The sequence below is a fragment of the Methylibium sp. Pch-M genome (genome assembly GCF_004136295.1).
Classification (GTDB): domain Bacteria; phylum Pseudomonadota; class Gammaproteobacteria; order Burkholderiales; family Burkholderiaceae_C; genus Methylibium; species Methylibium petroleiphilum.
The window spans coordinates 3,697,851-3,713,233 of record NZ_CP029606.1 but is presented as its reverse complement, the minus strand read 5'-3'; the positions used below and the strand labels follow the sequence as shown (position 1 = coordinate 3,713,233).

Annotated in this window: 13 protein-coding genes and 1 tRNA gene; 4 read left to right on the top strand and 10 right to left on the bottom strand. The window is 69.4% G+C overall.

What is annotated here, in order from left to right:
- Window positions 1-13: 13 nt before the first annotated feature.
- The 3 genes from C1M51_RS17830 to C1M51_RS17820 are packed head-to-tail and all read left to right on the top strand — an operon-like array spanning window position 14 to window position 4,312.
- On the top strand, window positions 14-1,378 hold the full coding sequence (locus C1M51_RS17830; protein ID WP_129451864.1) for an amidase: 1,365 nt from the start codon (window positions 14-16) through the stop codon (window positions 1,376-1,378).
- Window positions 1,375-2,766, top strand: a complete 1,392-nt coding sequence (locus tag C1M51_RS17825) for an FAD-dependent oxidoreductase (RefSeq protein WP_036247905.1) — start codon at window positions 1,375-1,377, stop codon at window positions 2,764-2,766. Before C1M51_RS17830 ends, C1M51_RS17825 begins: the two co-directional genes overlap by 4 nt.
- 28 nt (window positions 2,767-2,794) lie before the next feature.
- The gene (locus C1M51_RS17820) at window positions 2,795-4,312 is read left to right on the top strand and encodes an NAD(P)H-hydrate dehydratase (protein WP_129451863.1); all 1,518 of its coding nucleotides are present in this window, start codon (window positions 2,795-2,797) and stop codon (window positions 4,310-4,312) included.
- Between the two features lie 19 nt (window positions 4,313-4,331).
- Here the strand turns inward: C1M51_RS17820 and rnr are convergent, their stop codons facing one another.
- Window positions 4,332-6,563: a ribonuclease R gene (rnr, locus tag C1M51_RS17815; protein WP_129451862.1), complete on the bottom strand. Its 2,232-nt coding sequence runs from the start codon at window positions 6,561-6,563 to the stop codon at window positions 4,332-4,334.
- A 74-nt stretch (window positions 6,564-6,637) separates the two neighbouring features.
- Here rnr and C1M51_RS17810 point away from each other — a divergent pair.
- Window positions 6,638-6,722, top strand: a tRNA-Leu gene (locus tag C1M51_RS17810).
- A gap of 69 nt (window positions 6,723-6,791) precedes the next feature.
- Here C1M51_RS17810 and C1M51_RS17805 read toward each other — a convergent pair.
- The 9 genes from C1M51_RS17805 to der form a co-directional block, all read right to left on the bottom strand.
- Complete coding sequence (locus C1M51_RS17805; RefSeq protein ID WP_129451861.1) at window positions 6,792-7,313, bottom strand: phosphoribosyltransferase; 522 nt, start codon at window positions 7,311-7,313, stop codon at window positions 6,792-6,794.
- 35 nt (window positions 7,314-7,348) lie between these two features.
- Complete coding sequence (locus C1M51_RS17800) at window positions 7,349-8,683, bottom strand: adenylosuccinate synthase (protein WP_129451860.1); 1,335 nt, start codon at window positions 8,681-8,683, stop codon at window positions 7,349-7,351.
- Between the two features lie 38 nt (window positions 8,684-8,721).
- Complete coding sequence (locus C1M51_RS17795; protein WP_129451859.1) at window positions 8,722-9,885, bottom strand: ATP phosphoribosyltransferase regulatory subunit; 1,164 nt, start codon at window positions 9,883-9,885, stop codon at window positions 8,722-8,724.
- An 80-nt stretch (window positions 9,886-9,965) separates the two neighbouring features.
- Complete coding sequence (locus C1M51_RS17790) at window positions 9,966-10,154, bottom strand: DUF2065 domain-containing protein (RefSeq protein ID WP_011829582.1); 189 nt, start codon at window positions 10,152-10,154, stop codon at window positions 9,966-9,968.
- A 35-nt stretch (window positions 10,155-10,189) separates the two neighbouring features.
- On the bottom strand, window positions 10,190-11,080 hold the full coding sequence (gene hflC, locus C1M51_RS17785) for a protease modulator HflC (RefSeq protein ID WP_129451858.1): 891 nt from the start codon (window positions 11,078-11,080) through the stop codon (window positions 10,190-10,192).
- 14 nt (window positions 11,081-11,094) lie between these two features.
- Window positions 11,095-12,402 carry an FtsH protease activity modulator HflK gene (gene hflK, locus C1M51_RS17780; protein ID WP_129451857.1) on the bottom strand — a complete coding sequence of 436 codons (1,308 nt, stop codon included), beginning with the start codon at window positions 12,400-12,402 and terminating at the stop codon, window positions 11,095-11,097.
- Window positions 12,399-13,643, bottom strand: a complete 1,245-nt coding sequence (gene hflX, locus C1M51_RS17775; RefSeq protein ID WP_129451856.1) for a GTPase HflX — start codon at window positions 13,641-13,643, stop codon at window positions 12,399-12,401. Before hflX ends, hflK begins: the two co-directional genes overlap by 4 nt.
- Before the next feature lie 70 nt (window positions 13,644-13,713).
- Entirely contained in the window at window positions 13,714-13,959 is a 246-nt protein-coding gene (gene hfq / locus C1M51_RS17770; protein WP_036230128.1) for an RNA chaperone Hfq, read from the bottom strand.
- Between the two features lie 71 nt (window positions 13,960-14,030).
- Window positions 14,031-15,371 carry a ribosome biogenesis GTPase Der gene (gene der / locus C1M51_RS17765; RefSeq protein WP_129451855.1) on the bottom strand — a complete coding sequence of 447 codons (1,341 nt, stop codon included), beginning with the start codon at window positions 15,369-15,371 and terminating at the stop codon, window positions 14,031-14,033.
- Window positions 15,372-15,383: the final 12 nt, after the last annotated feature.

Here is a 15,383-nt window from a genome sequence, read left to right as displayed (position 1 = left end):
GTTTAGCACGCCGATGACCGACGACCTGCTCTCCCGGCGCGCCCGGGTGCTTGACGGCACGAGCAGCGCCGGCGCGGAGATCGAGCGCTCGCTGCAGCACGCAGCCTCCGCTGCCGTGGCCCCGGCCTTCCTGAAGATCGATGCTGTCGGCGCGCGAGCCGCGGCCCGCGCCGTCGACGCCGCGTTCTCCAGCGGCGCCCCGCTGCCGCCGCTCGCCGGTCTGGCCGTCAGCATCAAGGACCTGTTCGACATCGCCGGTCAGGTCACGACCGCGGGCTCCACGGTACTGGCCGATGCCGAACCGGCTGCGCAGGACGCGCCCGCGGTGTCGCGGCTGCGGGCAGCCGGCGCAGCGTTGATCGGCCGCACCCACATGACCGAGTTCGCGTTCTCGGGCATTGGCCTCAATCCGCACCACCCCACGCCGGCCAACGTGCCGATGGCAGCCCTGGACCGCGACACGCCGCGCATCCCAGGCGGCTCCAGTTCCGGCGCGGCGGTCTCGGTGGCCGGCGGGGCCGCGTGGGCGGCGCTGGGTTCGGACACCGGCGGTTCGGTGCGCATCCCGGCCGCGCTGCAGGGTCTGGTCGGCTTCAAGAACACAGCATCGCTGACGCCGACCGAGGGGGCCATACCGCTGTCCACCACGCTCGACACGGTCTCGGCCCTGACGCGCTCGGTGCGCGACGCCGTGCTGCTGCACGAGTTGCTGTCGGCGCGCCGCGTCGCGCTGCCTGGCCGGCCGCTGCGCGCCACCCGGCTCGCGGTGCCGACGACGCTGATGCTCGACGCGCTGGAGCCTGCCGTGGCCGCGGCCTTCGAACGCGCCGTGGACCGGTTGTCGCGCGTCGGCGCACAGATCGTCACGCTCGACGTCCCGCCGCTGGCCGACCTGGCGCCGCTGCAGGTCAACGGTGGTTTCGCGAGCTGCGAAAGCTGGGCCTGGCACCGGCACCGGCTCGCGACACACGAAGAAGCCGGCTACGACCGCCGCGTGGTGACGCGCATCCGCCGCGGCATGGCCATGAGCGCGGCGGACTACATCGACCTGCAGAAGGCACGCGCCGCCTGGATCGCTCGCATGCACGTGGCGCTGCGTGGCTTCGACGCGGTGCTGTCCCCGACCGTGCCGATCCTCGCGCCACCGATCACCGCGCTGGAAGCGAGCGACGAGGAATTCTTCCGCGTCAACTCGCTGCTGCTGCGGAACCCGTCGGTCGTGAACCTGCTCGACGGCTGCGCAATCAGCCTACCCTGCCAGGCGCCGGGCGAAGCGCCGGTCGGCCTGATGCTGTGGTCGCGCGGCCATGCCGACGACGCCCTGCTCGACACGGCCCTGGCCGTCGAAGCCGTGCTGGCCACTGGAGCATCCTCATGAAGGTCGGCGTGATCGGCGCCGGTATCGTCGGCGTGACCACAGCCTACGAGCTGGCCGAGGACGGCCACGACGTCACCGTGTTCGAGCGACACAGCAGCGTCGCCTCGGAGGCGAGCTTCGCGCATGCCGGCTTGCTGGGCTCGGGCGATGTTGCGCCATGGGCAGCGCCCGGCCTTCCCGGCCGCCTGCTGCGCGACCTGTTCAGCCGCCATCCGGCGATGCGCGTGCGCCCTTCCTTCGACGCGATGCAATGGCGCTGGCTGTGGCGCTGGTGGAGCGCCTGCCGCGCGCCGAACTTCCCGCAGCGCCACATCGAGCTGCTGCGACTGGCGCAGTACAGCCGCGAACGGCTCCGCGTGCTCGACGAGCGGCTGCAGCTGGATTTCGAACGCTCGCAGGGCCTGTTGCTCCTGCTGCGAGAAGAGCGCGACGTTGCCGCGGCGCAGCCCCGCCTGGCGCTGCTGCGCGAACTCGGCATCAGCGTGCGCGAACTGGACGCCGCCGCCTGCCACGCGACGGAGCCCGGCCTCCATCGCGAGCAGCCGCTGGCCGGCGGGATCCAGCTGCCCCAGGACGGCGTGGGCAACTGCCGCCAGTTCGCCCACCTGCTGCGCGACGCGGCCGAGCGGCTCGGCGTCGAGTTCCGGTTCGGCACCGTGGTGCGCGCGCTGGAGACCGGAACACGCTCCGATGGCGCCGAACTGCAGCTCGAGCACCTGGCCCTGACCACCGGCTTCGCTTCGAGCCGGGCCACGGCCGTCCCCGGCGGCAACGGCGACAAGCACGGCAACGCGATGGCTCACCGCGCGCGCGCCGCGGCGCGCTATCTCGACCCGGTGTCGGCGGAGGCTTTCGATGCCGTGGTGATCGCCGCCGGTGTCGATGCCGCCGAACTGCTGCCGGGCCTGGGCATCAAGCTGCCGCTGATGCCGATCCACGGCTACTCGCTGACAGCGCCGCTGCGCTCGCCCGAACGGGGCCCGAAGGCAGCACTGGTCGACGAGCGCTACCGCATCGCGATGAGCCGGCTGGGGCAGCGCGTGCGTCTGGCCGGCTGCGCCGAGCTGGGCGGCTCGGTGCAGACGCAGCGGCGGGCGGCGGTCGAGACGCTGTACCGACTGCTCAACGACTGGTTCCCCGGCGCCGCCCACATTGCGCGGCCCCAGGTATGGAAAGGCGCTCGGCCAACGCTGCCCGACGGCCTGCCACTGATCGGCCCCAGCCCCCGCCCCGGCGTGTGGCTGAACCTGGGCCACGCCGACCACGGCTGGACGCTGGCCTGCGGCAGCGCCCGGCTGCTGGCCGACCAGATCGCCGGACGCTCGCCCGGCTTCGATCCGGGCAGTTTCGCGCTGGCCCGGGCGGCCTCGGTCCCGCCGTCTGCCTGACGGGTCAGCCAACATGCCTGATGTCGCGATGCCCTGGGCCGTTCTGGGCGATGGCTCGCGGCGTGACGTGGAGCGGCTGCCGCTGTTCGGCGTGGCCGCAACGCGTGCGCTGGAGATCGAGGCCGCGCGCGCCTTGCCGCCCCACACGCTGATGCAGCGTGCCGGCGGCTCGGTGGCCCGGCTGGCCCTCGCATTGGCGCCGCATGCACGACGCATCTGGATCGCTGCCGGTCCCGGCAACAACGGTGGCGACGGCTTGGAAGCCGCGGCGTGGCTGCAGCGCGCCGGCAAGCAGGTGACGGTGAGCCTTGCGCCTTCCGTGCAAACGCCAGCCGATGCGGCGGCAGCCGGCGCCAAGGCACGTGCCGCGGGAGTCGCACTGGTGGAAAGCAGCGCGCCGCCCGAGCCGCTCGGCCCCGACAATCTGGCCATCGACGCCCTGTTCGGCATCGGCCTGACCCGCGCGCCCGCCGGCTGGGCCCTGGCCGCGATGAGGTCGCTCAACGACGGCGGCACTCCGGTGTTGTCGATCGACCTGCCCAGCGGGTTGGATGCCGAGCAGGGGGCACTGCTTGACGAGACCGCCGTGGTGCAGGCTCGCTGGACACTGAGCCTGCTGACCTTGAAGCCGGGTCTGTTCACCGCTCAGGGACGCGACCACGCCGGGCAAATCTGGTTCCACGACCTGGGTGTCGATGCCGAGACCTCACAGGCGAGTGCCGGCCTGCTGACGGGTGCGAGCACGTTGTGGCCGGCGCGCCGGCATGCGCAGCACAAGGGCAGCTTCGGCGACGTATGGGTGGTCGGCGGCGCCGCCGGCATGGCCGGGGCCGCGCTGCTCGCGGCACGGGCCGCGCTGGCCGCCGGCGCTGGCCGTGTGCACCTGGTGCCGCTCGATCCGCAGTCACCGGCGCTCGATCCCATTCACCCCGAGTTGATGCACCGGCCGCTCACCGCACTGCACGATGCCCGCACGCCTCTCGAGAATGCCACGGTGGTGTGCGGCTGCGGTGGCGGCGACGTGGTGCGTGAGCACCTCCCGGGCCTGATCGCCCGTGCCGGACGCCTGCTGCTCGATGCCGATGCGCTGAACGCGGTGGCCGCCGACCCGTCGCTCGCTCGCTTGCTCGAAATGCGTGCCGGCCGCAGGCGCGCCGCCACGCTGCTGACGCCGCACCCCCTCGAGGCCGCCCGGCTGCTGGGTCTGCAGACTGCCGCGATCCAGTCCGCCCGGCTGTCGGCCGCGGAGCGGCTCGCGCAGCGATGGCACGCCACCGTCGTCCTCAAGGGATCGGGGAGCGTCATCGCGGCGCCGGGGGAAACCACGCTGATCAACGCCAGCGGCAACGCATCGCTGGCCACGGCGGGAACCGGCGATGTGCTGGCGGGCTGGATCGGCGGGCTCTGGGCGCAAGGCCTGTCAGCACGGAGCGCCGCGCTGCTGGGCACACACACCCATGGCGCCGCCGCCGACGCCTGGTGCGCAACCCAGGCGCGCACCGGGCCGCTGGCCGCGAGCGCGTTGATCGCTCAGCTGCAGCGCTGAGCGCCGCAGCGGCTCGGGCCTACCGCCTCGATCGCTTCGACTTGCGCGCGGGCGCAGTGTCCACGCCCGCGCTGCGCGCGGGCTTGCGGGGGGTCTTGCTGACGGCCTTCTTGGCCGCCCGCTTGTGTTCGCGGTCGACGTCCTTCACGACCTGCAGCTCCTCGACGGCCGACGCCGCCTTGTCGCGCGGTGCCCGCGGGTTCAGCCCCGATTCATGGACCAGCCGGAAGTCGATCTTGCGACCGTCGAGGTCGACACGACTCACCTGCACCCGCACCCGGCTGCCGACGACATAGCGCACGCCGGTGCGCTCGCCGCGCAGCTCCTGTCGCGCTTCGTCGAAGCGGAAGTACTCTCCGCCGAGTTCGGTGATGTGCACCAGGCCCTCGACATACAGCTCGTCGAGCGTGACGAACAGCCCGAAGGTCGTGACCGCGGTGACCGCGCCGCCGAACTCCTCGCCGAGGTGCTCCCGCATGAACTTGCACTTCAGCCAGGCCTCGACGTCGCGCGACGCCTCGTCGGCTCGCCGCTCGTTCGCGCTGCAGTGCGCGCCGGCCGCTTCCCAGGCCATCGCCTCGGCGGTCTGCTTGACGACCAGCTTGCTGGCCTGCTGCGCCTTGGAGGCCGCGGTCGGCCGAACCTTGCGCGTGTGGACGGCCGAGCTGGCGAGCTCGGTGACCTGCAGGTGGTACTTCTTGCTGCCCAGCAGCGCCTTGATCACACGGTGCACCAGCAGGTCCGGATAGCGGCGGATCGGGCTGGTGAAGTGCGTGTAGGCCGGGTAGGCCAGGCCGAAGTGACCGCTGTTGGTCGGCGTGTAGATGGCCTGCTGCATCGAGCGCAACAGCATCGAGTGGATCTGGGTGGCGTCAGGGCGGTCCTTCGTCGCCTGCGCGATCGCCTGGAACTCGCCGGGCCGGGGATCGTCGCCGATCGACAAGCCGAGGCCGAGCGCGCGCAGATAAGTCTGCAGGATCGCGCGCTTCTCGGGCGTCGGGCCTTCGTGCACGCGGTACAGCGAGGCGTGCTTGTGCGACGCGATGAAATCGGCCGAGCACACGTTCGCCGCCAGCATTGCCTCCTCGATCAGGCGGTGTGCGTCGTTGCGCGTGCGCGGCACGATCTTCTCGATGCGCCCGTTCTCGTCGCAGACGATCTGCGTCTCGGTGGTCTCGAAGTCGACCGCGCCGCGCGTGGCGCGCGCCTTCAGCAGGGCGCGATACACCTCGTGCAGGTGCAACAGGTGCGGCACCAACTCCTTGCGCTTCTGCGCCTCGGGCCCGCGCGTGTTGGCGAGGATCGTCGCAACTTCCGTGTACGTGAAGCGCGCGTGCGAATTGATGACCGCCGGGAAGAACTGGTAGGCGTGTACCTCGCCGGCGGCGTCGACCACCATGTCGCACACCATCGCGAGGCGGTCCTCGTTGGGATTCAGCGAGCACAGCCCGTTGCTGAGCTTCTCCGGCAGCATCGGAATCACGCGCCGCGGGAAATAGACCGAGGTCGCGCGCTCGTAGGCATCGTCGTCCAGCGACTCGCCGGGCTTCACATAGTGGCTCACGTCGGCAATGGCAACGATCAGGCGCCAGCCGTTCGGCGCCGCCGCCTTGGTCTTGCGGCCGATCGTGACCGGTTCGCAGTACACGGCGTCGTCGAAGTCCCGGGCGTCCTCGCCATCGATGGTGACCAGCGGGACGTCGGTCAGGTCGATGCGCTGCCTCTTGTCGGCCGGCCGCACCTTGTCGGGCAGCTTGGCCGTCTGCGCCAGCGTCTCGGCCGAGAAGCGGTGCGGCACTTCGTACTTGCGCACCGCGATCTCGATCTCCATGCCCGCGTCGTCGATCTCGCCGAGCACCTCGGTCACGCGGCCCAGCGGCTGCGAATGCATCGACGGCGGCTCGGTCAGCTCGACCGCGACCACCTGACCCGCGCTGGCATTGGCGATGCCGTTCTTCGGGATCATGATGTCTTGGCCGTAGCGTTTGTCCTCCGGGGCGACCAGCCAGATGCCACTCTCGTGCAGCAGGCGACCGATGATCGGCGCCTTGCGGCGTTCCAGGATCTCGAGCACCCGCCCTTCCGGCCGGCCCTTGCGGTCGTAGCGGATCACCCGCACGCGGACGCGGTCGCGGTGCAGCACGGCGCGCATTTCCTGCGGCGACAGGTAGATGTCGGATTCGCCGTCGTCGCGCTGCACGAAGCCGTGCCCGTCGCGGTGGCCTTGGACGATGCCCTCGACCTCACTCATCAGCGCCGCGCCGAGCGGCGTGCTGCTTGTCTTGTCTTCGTTCTTTATGCTAATATCTCCGGCTTCGGTACCTAGCCCAGGTGGCGGAATTGGTAGACGCACTAGTTTCAGGTACTAGCGAGTAACATCGTGGAGGTTCGAGTCCTCTCCTGGGCACCAAATCATAGAAGGCCAGCGCAGCGCGCTGGCCTTTTTGTTTTCCGCGTTCGATGACAGGCGCGTCCCTGCTCAAACCGCCAGCTTCCGCGCGAGCCCGTCGGGCCGCAGGCTGTCGTAATCCTCGAACGGCTGGTGGATCCAGGGACTGGTCGGCAGCGATTCGACGTAGTAGTCCGGCGTGTAGCTCGACACGCCCTTCACCCAGATCACGGACGAACGCAGTTCGCTGATCGACGGCATGCCGCGCAGGCGATCGACCACGGCCTTCAGGGTTACCCCGGTGTCGGCAAGGTCGTCGACCAGCAGCACCCGACCGGCCAGTTCGCCCTTGGGCAGGGTGATGTAGGTCGCCAGGTCGAGCCGGCCCTGGATGGTGCCGGCGTCCGAGCGGTAGGAACTGGTCGACATGATCGCCAGCGGCTTGTCGAACACCCGTGACAGCATGTCGCCGGGCCGCAGGCCGCCACGCGCCAGGCACAGGATCTGGTCGAACTCCCAGCCCGAGTTGTGCACCTTCAGCGCCAGGCGCTCGATCAGCAGGTGATACTCGTCCCAGGAGACGTAGAGGTGCTTGCCGTCGTCGGTGAGCATGTGGCGTGGTTCCCGTGGTATCAACCTTTGGCGCATCAGCCCTGGTAGGGGTGGCGTAGCAGGATGGTGTGCTCGCGATCCGGCCCCGTCGACACCATGTCGATCGGCGCGCCGATGACCTCCTGCACACGCTCGAGATAGCGGCGCGCGTTGAGCGGCAGGTCGTCCCAGCGCGTCGTGCCGACGGTGCTGTCGGTCCACCCCGGGAAGCTCTCGTAGACCGGCTTGCAGGCCACGATCTCGTCGGCGTCGAGCGGCAGGATGTCGATGCGCCGGCCATCGAGTTCGTAGCCCACGCCCATCTTGATCTCGGCCAGGCCGTCGAGCACGTCGAGCTTGGTGATGCACAGGCCCGTGAGGCCGTTGATCAGGATCGAGCGCTTCATCGCCGCCGCATCCAGCCAGCCGCAGCGCCGCGGGCGGCCCGTGACGGTGCCCCGCTCCTGGCCGACCGTCGACAGATGGTGCCCCACCGTGCCGGGCTCGTCCATCGGCAGCTCGGTCGGGAACGGGCCCGAGCCCACGCGCGTGGTGTAGGCCTTGGTGATGCCGAGGATGTAGTGCAGCTTGTCCGGGCCGACGCCAGACCCGGCGGCCGCATTGCCGGCCACGCAGTTGCTCGACGTGACGTAGGGGTAGGTGCCGTGGTCGATGTCGAGCAGCGTGCCCTGCGCGCCCTCGAACAGCACGCTGCCGCCGGCCAGGTTGGTCTCGTGGATGCGCACGCCGACATCGGCCAGCATGGGCTTCAACTGTTCGGCGACCTTCATTGCATGGTCGAAGATCGGCTGGAACTCGAGCGCCTCCGCCTTCAGGAAACCCTGCAGCACGAAGTTGTGAAGCTCGAGCAGATCGCGCAGCTTCTTCGCGAAGCGATCCGGGTGCTTCAGGTCCTGCACGCGCAAAGCGCGCCGTGCGACCTTGTCCTCGTAGGCCGGGCCGATGCCCTTGCCGGTCGTGCCGATCTTGCCGGCCCCCGAGCTCTCGCGCAGCGCCTCGCGGGCCTTGTCGACCTCCACGTGGAAAGGCAGGATCAGCGGGCACGACTCGCTGATGAACAGCCGCGAACGCACCTCGACGCCGGCCGCCTCCAACCGCTCGATCTCGCCGAGCAGGTGGGCCGGATCGACGACCACGCCGTTGCCGATGTAGCAAGCCACGCCGTCGCGCATCACACCCGATGGAATGAGCTGCAGCGCAGTCTTCTTGCCCTTGATCACCAGCGTGTGACCGGCGTTGTGGCCGCCCTGGAAGCGCACCACCGCCGCTGCGTGGTCGGTCAGCCAATCGACCACCTTGCCCTTGCCCTCGTCGCCCCACTGGGTCCCGACCACCACAACGTTGTGACCGGCCTTGCTCGCTGCTTGCATTGTCTTGTCCTGAATCTGATGGCTCTCGGTCGCTGGCTTCACAGCGGCCGGACGACCCATTGGCCGCCTTCTTGCACGATCTCGCGGTCGCAGTCGAACTCCTGGACCTCGTGCTCATGTCCCGGCAGCACGCACACCACGGTCTCGCCGCCGGCCCGCAGGGCGCGGATGGCGGCGCGCAACCCGGTTTCCTCGCCCCAGGGCGCCCGCACCGCAGCCCGGCGCCCATCGGGGCAGGCACGTTGCACCACTTCCTTGAGATCGGCGCTGAAACCCACCGCCGGCCGGTTGCGGCCGAACACCGCACCGACTTCGTCGTAGCGCCCGCCGCGCACCAGCGAGTCGCTGGACCCGGCACCGTAGACGGCAAAGCGCGCGCCGCTGTAGTAGGCGTAGCCGCTCAGGTCGGCAAGGTCGAAGCCGACCCGCACGTCCGGATGCGCGATCGCGGCATGCGCGGCCAGGCGCCGCAGGTCGGCCAGCGCGGCGGTGATCAGTGGACGCTGCGGCAGCCGCGCCGCCGCGATGTCGAGCACCTCTCCATCGCCGTACAGCGAGGTCAGTGCCTGCAGCCCCTGCCGCACCTCGGCGGCGAATCCGCTGCCAAGCGCCTGCAGCGCCGTGCCGTCCTTGGCAGCGAGCGCCGCGTACACCTCGTTCAGACGCGCGGGGTCGCAAGCGACACCGGCCAGCAGGCCGCGCACGATACGGGCGTCGGCCAGGTCGAGCAAGAGGCCCGGGACACCTGCGGCACGCAAGCTGTCGAGCGCCAGATCCTGCACCTCGAGATCGGCCTCGAGTCCGGCATGACCGTAGAGCTCGGCGCCGAACTGCAGCGGTTCCCGGCTGCCGTGCAGTCCGGCCGGCCGCGTGTGCGCCACCGGGCCGCAGTAGCACAGGCGCGTGATGCCATCGCGATTGAGCAGGTGCGCGTCGATGCGCGCCACCTGGGGCGTGGTGTCGGCACGTAGACCCAGCGTGCGGCCGCTCAGTTGATCGACCAGCTTGAAGGTCCGCAGATCCAGTTCGTGCCCGGTGCCCGTCAGCAACGACTCGAGGTGCTCGAGCAAGGGCGGCATCACCAGTTCGTAGCCGTAGACGCGGGCCGCGTCCAGCACGGTGCGCCGCAATTCCTCGATGCGCCGCGCCTCGGAGGGCAGCACATCGGCAATGTGCTCGGGCAGCAGCCAAGCAGAGGTCATGAAAAGCCTGCGGGGTTAAAACCGCATTGTACCGGCGCCCCCAGCAGCATTCGCGCGCGATTGACCTGCGCGAACGGCGCTCAGCCCGCCAAAACCAGCAGCACCACCAGCCCGCCCAGCATGCTGCTCAAGCCGAGAAAACGCAGTTGCCCGTCGCTCAGCCGCGTGGCCTGCTCGAACACCCGGCGCCAGCGCTGCGGACTCAGGAAGGGCAGCAGCCCCTCGAAGACCAGCATCAGCGCCAGCGCGCTGAACAGCGTGTCCCACATGCCGGCTCCTGCTGCGGCGCGCCGTCAGCCCGAGCTCACCTGGCACGGGAGGAGGATGGCCCGCCCTCACCTCGCATCGCGCGGAAGAACTCGCTCTCGGGCTCGACCACCATCACGTCGGTCTTGCTGCGAAAGCTCGCCCGATAGGCCTCGAGGCTGCGATAGAACTGCGCGAACTGCGGGTCGCGCCCGAAGGCCTCGGCATACAGTGCCGAAGCCTTGGCATCGCCATCACCCTTGACCTTCTGTGCATCCCGGTAGGCCTCGGCGACGATGACCTCGCGCTGCCGGTCGGCGTCGGCGCGCACCTGCTCGCCTTCGGCCTGGCCGGTGGAGCGGGTCTCGTTTGCCACGCGCTTGCGCTCCGACTCCATGCGGCGGTAGACCGCCTCGGTGATGTTGGCGACGAAGTCGACCCGCTTGATCCGCACGTCGACCACCTCGATGCCGAAGCTCGTGGCGTCATCCGACAACCGCCGCAGCACGCCCTGCATGACCTTGTCGCGCTCGGTCGAGAGCACCTGGCGCACGCTGACCTTGGTGACCTCCTCGTTCAGCGCGGCCTGGACGATCGGTGCCAGCCGCGCCTCGACATTGCGCGCATCGATGCCGCTGTTGCGGATGAATTGCCGAGGGTCCTTGATGCGCCACTTCACCAGCCAGTCGATCACCAGACTGGTCTTCTCGGCGGTGAACACCGGCCGCGTTTCAGGGCTGTCGAGGCTCTGGATGCGGCGGTCGAGGAAGACCACGTTCTGGAACGGCGGGGGCAGCTTGAACTTCAGCCCCGGCTGGGCAATGACTTCCTTGATCTCGCCCAACGCATACAGCACGGCGAACTGCCGCTGGTCGACGACGAACAGCGTGCTCGAGGCAACCATCAATGCGAGCAGAGCGCTCGCCACGATCAGACCGATGCGATTCATTCTTGTTGTTCTCCTCAACGGCTCTCGCGCTCGCGCGAACGCTGGTTGTCGCGTGAGCGCACGTCGTTCGGCGACGTGCCGGTGCTTTCGGTGGTCGGCAGCGCGGGCGCCGGTGTGGCCGCGGCGGTCGCCCCGGCCGATTGCATCAGCTTGTCGAGCGGCAGGTACAGCAGATTCGAGCCGGTGCGCGACTCGATCATGATCTTGCTGACGTTGGAGTACACCTCACGCATCGTGTCCACATAGAGACGATCGCGGGTGACGGCCGGCGCCTTCTGGTACTCCGTCAGCACCTGCTTGAAGCGCGACGCATCGCCCTCGGCCTGTGCGATCACGCGCGCCTTGTAGCCCTCGGCCTCCTCGCGCAGGCGCGAGGCCGTGCCCTGCGCCTTCGGGATCACGTCGTTGGCGTAGGCCTGGCCCTCGTTCTTGAAGCGCGAGCGGTCGGCGCCGGCCTTCACGGCATCGTCGAACGCTGCCTGCACCTGCTCGGGCGGCGCCACGCTCTGCACGTTGACGTTGGAAACCAGGATGCCGGTCTTCAGGCGGTCGAGCTGGGCCTGGATGGACTTGACGAGGTCGGTCGCGATGGCATCGCGCTGCTCGTACAGCACCGAGTCCATGTTGCTGCGACCGACGATCTCGCGCACCGCGGATTCGGAGGCCAGCACCACCGCCTCGTCCGCATTGCGGTTCTCGAACAGATAGTCCTTCGAATCCTTCAGTCGGTACTGCACCGTGAAGCGGATGTCGACGATGTTCTCGTCCTGGGTCAGCATCGACGAGTCCCGCAGCCCGGTGGCCTGCACCACCGAATTGCGCCCGACCTCGACCGACCGCAACTGCGTCACGTTGACCACCTCCGCCGACTGGAACGGGTATGGGAAGCGCCACTGGAAGCCGGCTTCGACCGTGTGGCTGTATCGGCCGAAGGACATCACGACGCCCTGCTGCCCTTCCTGCACGATGAAGAAACCGCTGCCCAGCCAGATCAACGCCACGACCGCGCCGATCAAGCCGATGCCGATACCGGCGCTGCGCAGGTCCGGCGGCGGCGAGCTGGCGCCGCCGCCTTCGGGCTGCGGACTGTTCCCACCCCCTTTGCCACCGAACAAGCCGCTCAGGCGACGGTTGAAGTCGCGCCAAAGCTCGTCGAGGTCGGGCGGGCCGTCGTTGCGGCCGCCGGTCGCCAGCAGCCGCTCCCCGCGCGCGCGCCAGACGGCGCGGCGCACGGCGCCGGACCACAGCAGCGCCAAGGCCTCGACCAGGAGTGCGGGGCGGCCCCGCGGGCGCACTGCGCCTGCATCGTTATAGGTATTCATGCGTGTCGTTGGAGCAAGACGGAGGCGGGAATGGGATCGTGATCGGAGGGCTCGGCGTCGGCGGCGTCGCGCACCGGCGCGGCGGGGACCGAGGCAACGGGCGCGCCCGCCTCGCCACCATCGGCGAGCAGCGCTTCGCTCACCAGCGCCCGCAGCTCCGCGAGCCCCACACCGCGCAGGGCACTGACGAAGACGCGCGGGATGCGGCGTCCGCCATCGAGTTCGAGCCGATCCACCAGCACGCGGGGCCGCTGCTCCTCGTCGAGCTGGTCGAGCTTGTTGTAGACCAGGATCTGGGGAATGCCGGCCGCGTCGATCTCCGCGAGCACGCGCTCCACCTCGACCCGCTGCTCGGCCAGCACCGGGCTCGAGGCGTCGACCACATGCAGCAGCAGGTCGGCATCGGCAGCCTCCTGCAGCGTGGCGGCGAAGGCCTTGACCAGCGTGTGCGGCAGGTCACGGATGAAGCCCACGGTGTCCGACAGACTGACCGAGCGCCGTGCGTCTTCGAGGTAGAGCTGCCGCGTGGTGGTGTCGAGCGTCGCGAACAGTTGGTCGGCGGCGTAGCTGCGGGCCTTGACCAGCGCGTTGAACAGCGTGGACTTGCCGGCATTGGTGTAGCCGATCAGCGAGACACGGAAGGTGCCGGCGCGCTCGCGCGAGCGCCGTTGCGTGCCGCGCTGGCGCTTCACCTTGTCGAGTCTCGCCTTGAGCGACTTGATGCGCTCGCCGATCATGCGGCGGTCGAGTTCGATCTGGCGCTCGCCCGGGCCGCCGCGATGGCCCACGCCGCCGCGCTGGCGCTCGAGGTGGGTCCAGCGGCGCACCAGCCGGTTGCTGAGGTACTGGAGCTGCGCGAGCTCGACCTGCAGCTTGCCCTCGTGGCTCTGCGCACGGGCCGCGAAAATCTCGAGGATGAGGCCGGTGCGGTCGAGCACCTCGACGCCAAGATGACGCTCCAGGTTGCGCTGCTGGGTCGGCGACAAGGCCTGATCGAAGATCACGCACTGGCCGCCGCTTTCGGCCACCAGCGCCTTGAGCTCGTCGGCCTTGCCCGAACCGAGGAACAGTGCGGCGTCGGGCGCCTTGCGGCGGGCGATCAGGCGCGCCACCGGCGTGTCGCCGGCCGACTCGGCCAGCAGCGCCAGTTCGTCGAGGGTGGCGTCGAAGGAGGCGCCGGCGCCGAGGTCGACACCGACCAGCACCGCCCTGGCCTCATTGACGGCGGCGGACGCGCTCAAGCTGAAACCACCAGGGTCTGGCGGCAGGCGGTCAGGCGACGGGACGGATGCCGGGAGTCCATCGAGCCGTTCAGCCCGCCGACTCCGGCGCGTCGTTGGCCTGGAAATTCACGGCCCGGCCAGGCACGACGGTCGAAATCGCGTGCTTGTAGACCATCTGGGTCACGGTGTTGCGCAACAAGACCACGTACTGGTCGAAGGACTCGATGTGCCCCTGCAGCTTGATGCCGTTCACGAGGTAGATCGAGACCGGAACGTGCTCCTTGCGAAGCAGGTTCAGGAACGGGTCTTGTAGGAGTTGCCCTTTGTTGCTCACGATATCGTCCGTGTTCTGAAGCTGTTGGAGGATGGAAGGTATCACAGGCTCCAGCCGGCGACGCCCCCAGGCTACGAGTCCTTCTCCGCGAAGGGGTTCCGTGACGATTTCATCTCGATGCGCATCGGCGTGCCGCTGAGCTGGAAGTGGCTGCGGAAGCGCCCCTCCAGGAAGCGCTTGTAGGCGTCGGTCACGTGCTCCAGCGAGTTGCCGTGGATCACGATCACCGGCGGGTTCTGCCCGCCCTGGTGGGCGTAGCGCAGCTTGGGCCGGAAGGCGCCCGCGCGCTTGGGCTGCTGGAACTGCACCGCCTCCAGCAGCACCCGCGTCAGCACCGGCGTGGCGAGCTTCTTGGTGGCCGAGGCCCAGGCGTCGGCGATCGCCTTCCACACCGGCCCCAGGCCCTGGCGCTTGATGGCGGAGATGTGCAGCACCGGCGCGAACTTCAGGAAGGCCAGCCGCTGCTCGATGGAGCGCTGCAGCAGTTCGCGCTGGTAGCTGTCGACCGCATCCCACTTGTTCACCGCCAGCACCACGGCACGGCCGGAATCGAGGATGTAGCCGGCGATGTGGGCGTCCTGGTCGGTCACGCCCTGGGTCGCGTCGAGCAACAGGAGCACCACATTCGCGTCGGCGATGGCCTGCAGCGTCTTGACGACCGAGAACTTCTCGATCGACTCGAACACCTTGCCCTTGCGCCGCAGACCCGCGGTGTCGATCAGTTCGAACTTCTGGCCGTTGCGCTCGAACGGCACGCTGATGGCGTCGCGGGTGGTGCCGGGCAGGTCGAAGGCCACCAGGCGTTCTTCGCCGAGCCAGGTGTTGATCAGCGTGGACTTGCCGACATTCGGGCGGCCGGCCACCGCCAGGCGGATCGGTCGATCGGGGTCGTCGAGCGCCAGATCGTCGGGCTCGTCGAACGCAAAGTCCTCCAGCGCCGCCGTCAGCAGGCTGCGGATGCCCTGCCCGTGTGCCGACGACACCGCCAGCGGCTCGCCCATGCCGAGCTCGTAGAACTCGGCCAGCTGGATGCCTTGCAGCATGCCCTCGGCCTTGTTGGCCGCAAGCAGCACCTTCTTGCCGGCGGTGCGCAGGTAGCGCGCGATGTCGTGGTCCTGTCCGGTGAGGCCGGCGCGGACGTCGACCACGAAGATGACCACGTCGGACTCCGCCACCGCCTGGCGCGTCTGCTTGGCCATCTCCTTGTAGATGCCGCTCTCGGCGGTGGGCTCGAAGCCGCCGGTGTCGACGACGATGAACTCGCGTTCGCCGAGCCGCCCATCACCGTAGTGGCGATCGCGGGTCAGCCCGGCGAAGTCGGCCACGATCGCATCGCGGCTCTTCGTCAGACGGTTGAACAGCGTCGACTTGCCGACGTTGGGGCGCCCCACGAGCGCCAGGACGGGTTTCATTCAGGTTCCGAT

Bases quoted from the DNA above. Each gene is read 5' to 3' on its own strand.
- hflC (WP_129451858.1), bottom strand. From the start codon at position 11,080: ATGAATCGCATCGGTCTGATCGTGGCGAGCGCTCTGCTCGCATTGATG.
- C1M51_RS17790 (WP_011829582.1), bottom strand. From the start codon at position 10,154: ATGTGGGACACGCTGTTCAGCGCGCTGGCGCTGATGCTGGTCTTCGAG.
- C1M51_RS17805 (WP_129451861.1), bottom strand. From the start codon at position 7,313: ATGCTCACCGACGACGGCAAGCACCTCTACGTCTCCTGGGACGAGTAT.
- rnr (WP_129451862.1), bottom strand. From the start codon at position 6,563: ATGAGTGAGGTCGAGGGCATCGTCCAAGGCCACCGCGACGGGCACGGC.
- C1M51_RS17830 (WP_129451864.1), top strand. From the start codon at position 14: ATGACCGACGACCTGCTCTCCCGGCGCGCCCGGGTGCTTGACGGCACG.
- C1M51_RS17820 (WP_129451863.1), top strand. From the start codon at position 2,795: ATGCCCTGGGCCGTTCTGGGCGATGGCTCGCGGCGTGACGTGGAGCGG.
- C1M51_RS17795 (WP_129451859.1), bottom strand. From the start codon at position 9,885: ATGACCTCTGCTTGGCTGCTGCCCGAGCACATTGCCGATGTGCTGCCC.
- C1M51_RS17825 (WP_036247905.1), top strand. From the start codon at position 1,375: ATGAAGGTCGGCGTGATCGGCGCCGGTATCGTCGGCGTGACCACAGCC.
- der (WP_129451855.1), bottom strand. From the start codon at position 15,371: ATGAAACCCGTCCTGGCGCTCGTGGGGCGCCCCAACGTCGGCAAGTCG.
- hflK (WP_129451857.1), bottom strand. From the start codon at position 12,402: ATGAATACCTATAACGATGCAGGCGCAGTGCGCCCGCGGGGCCGCCCC.
- C1M51_RS17800 (WP_129451860.1), bottom strand. From the start codon at position 8,683: ATGCAAGCAGCGAGCAAGGCCGGTCACAACGTTGTGGTGGTCGGGACC.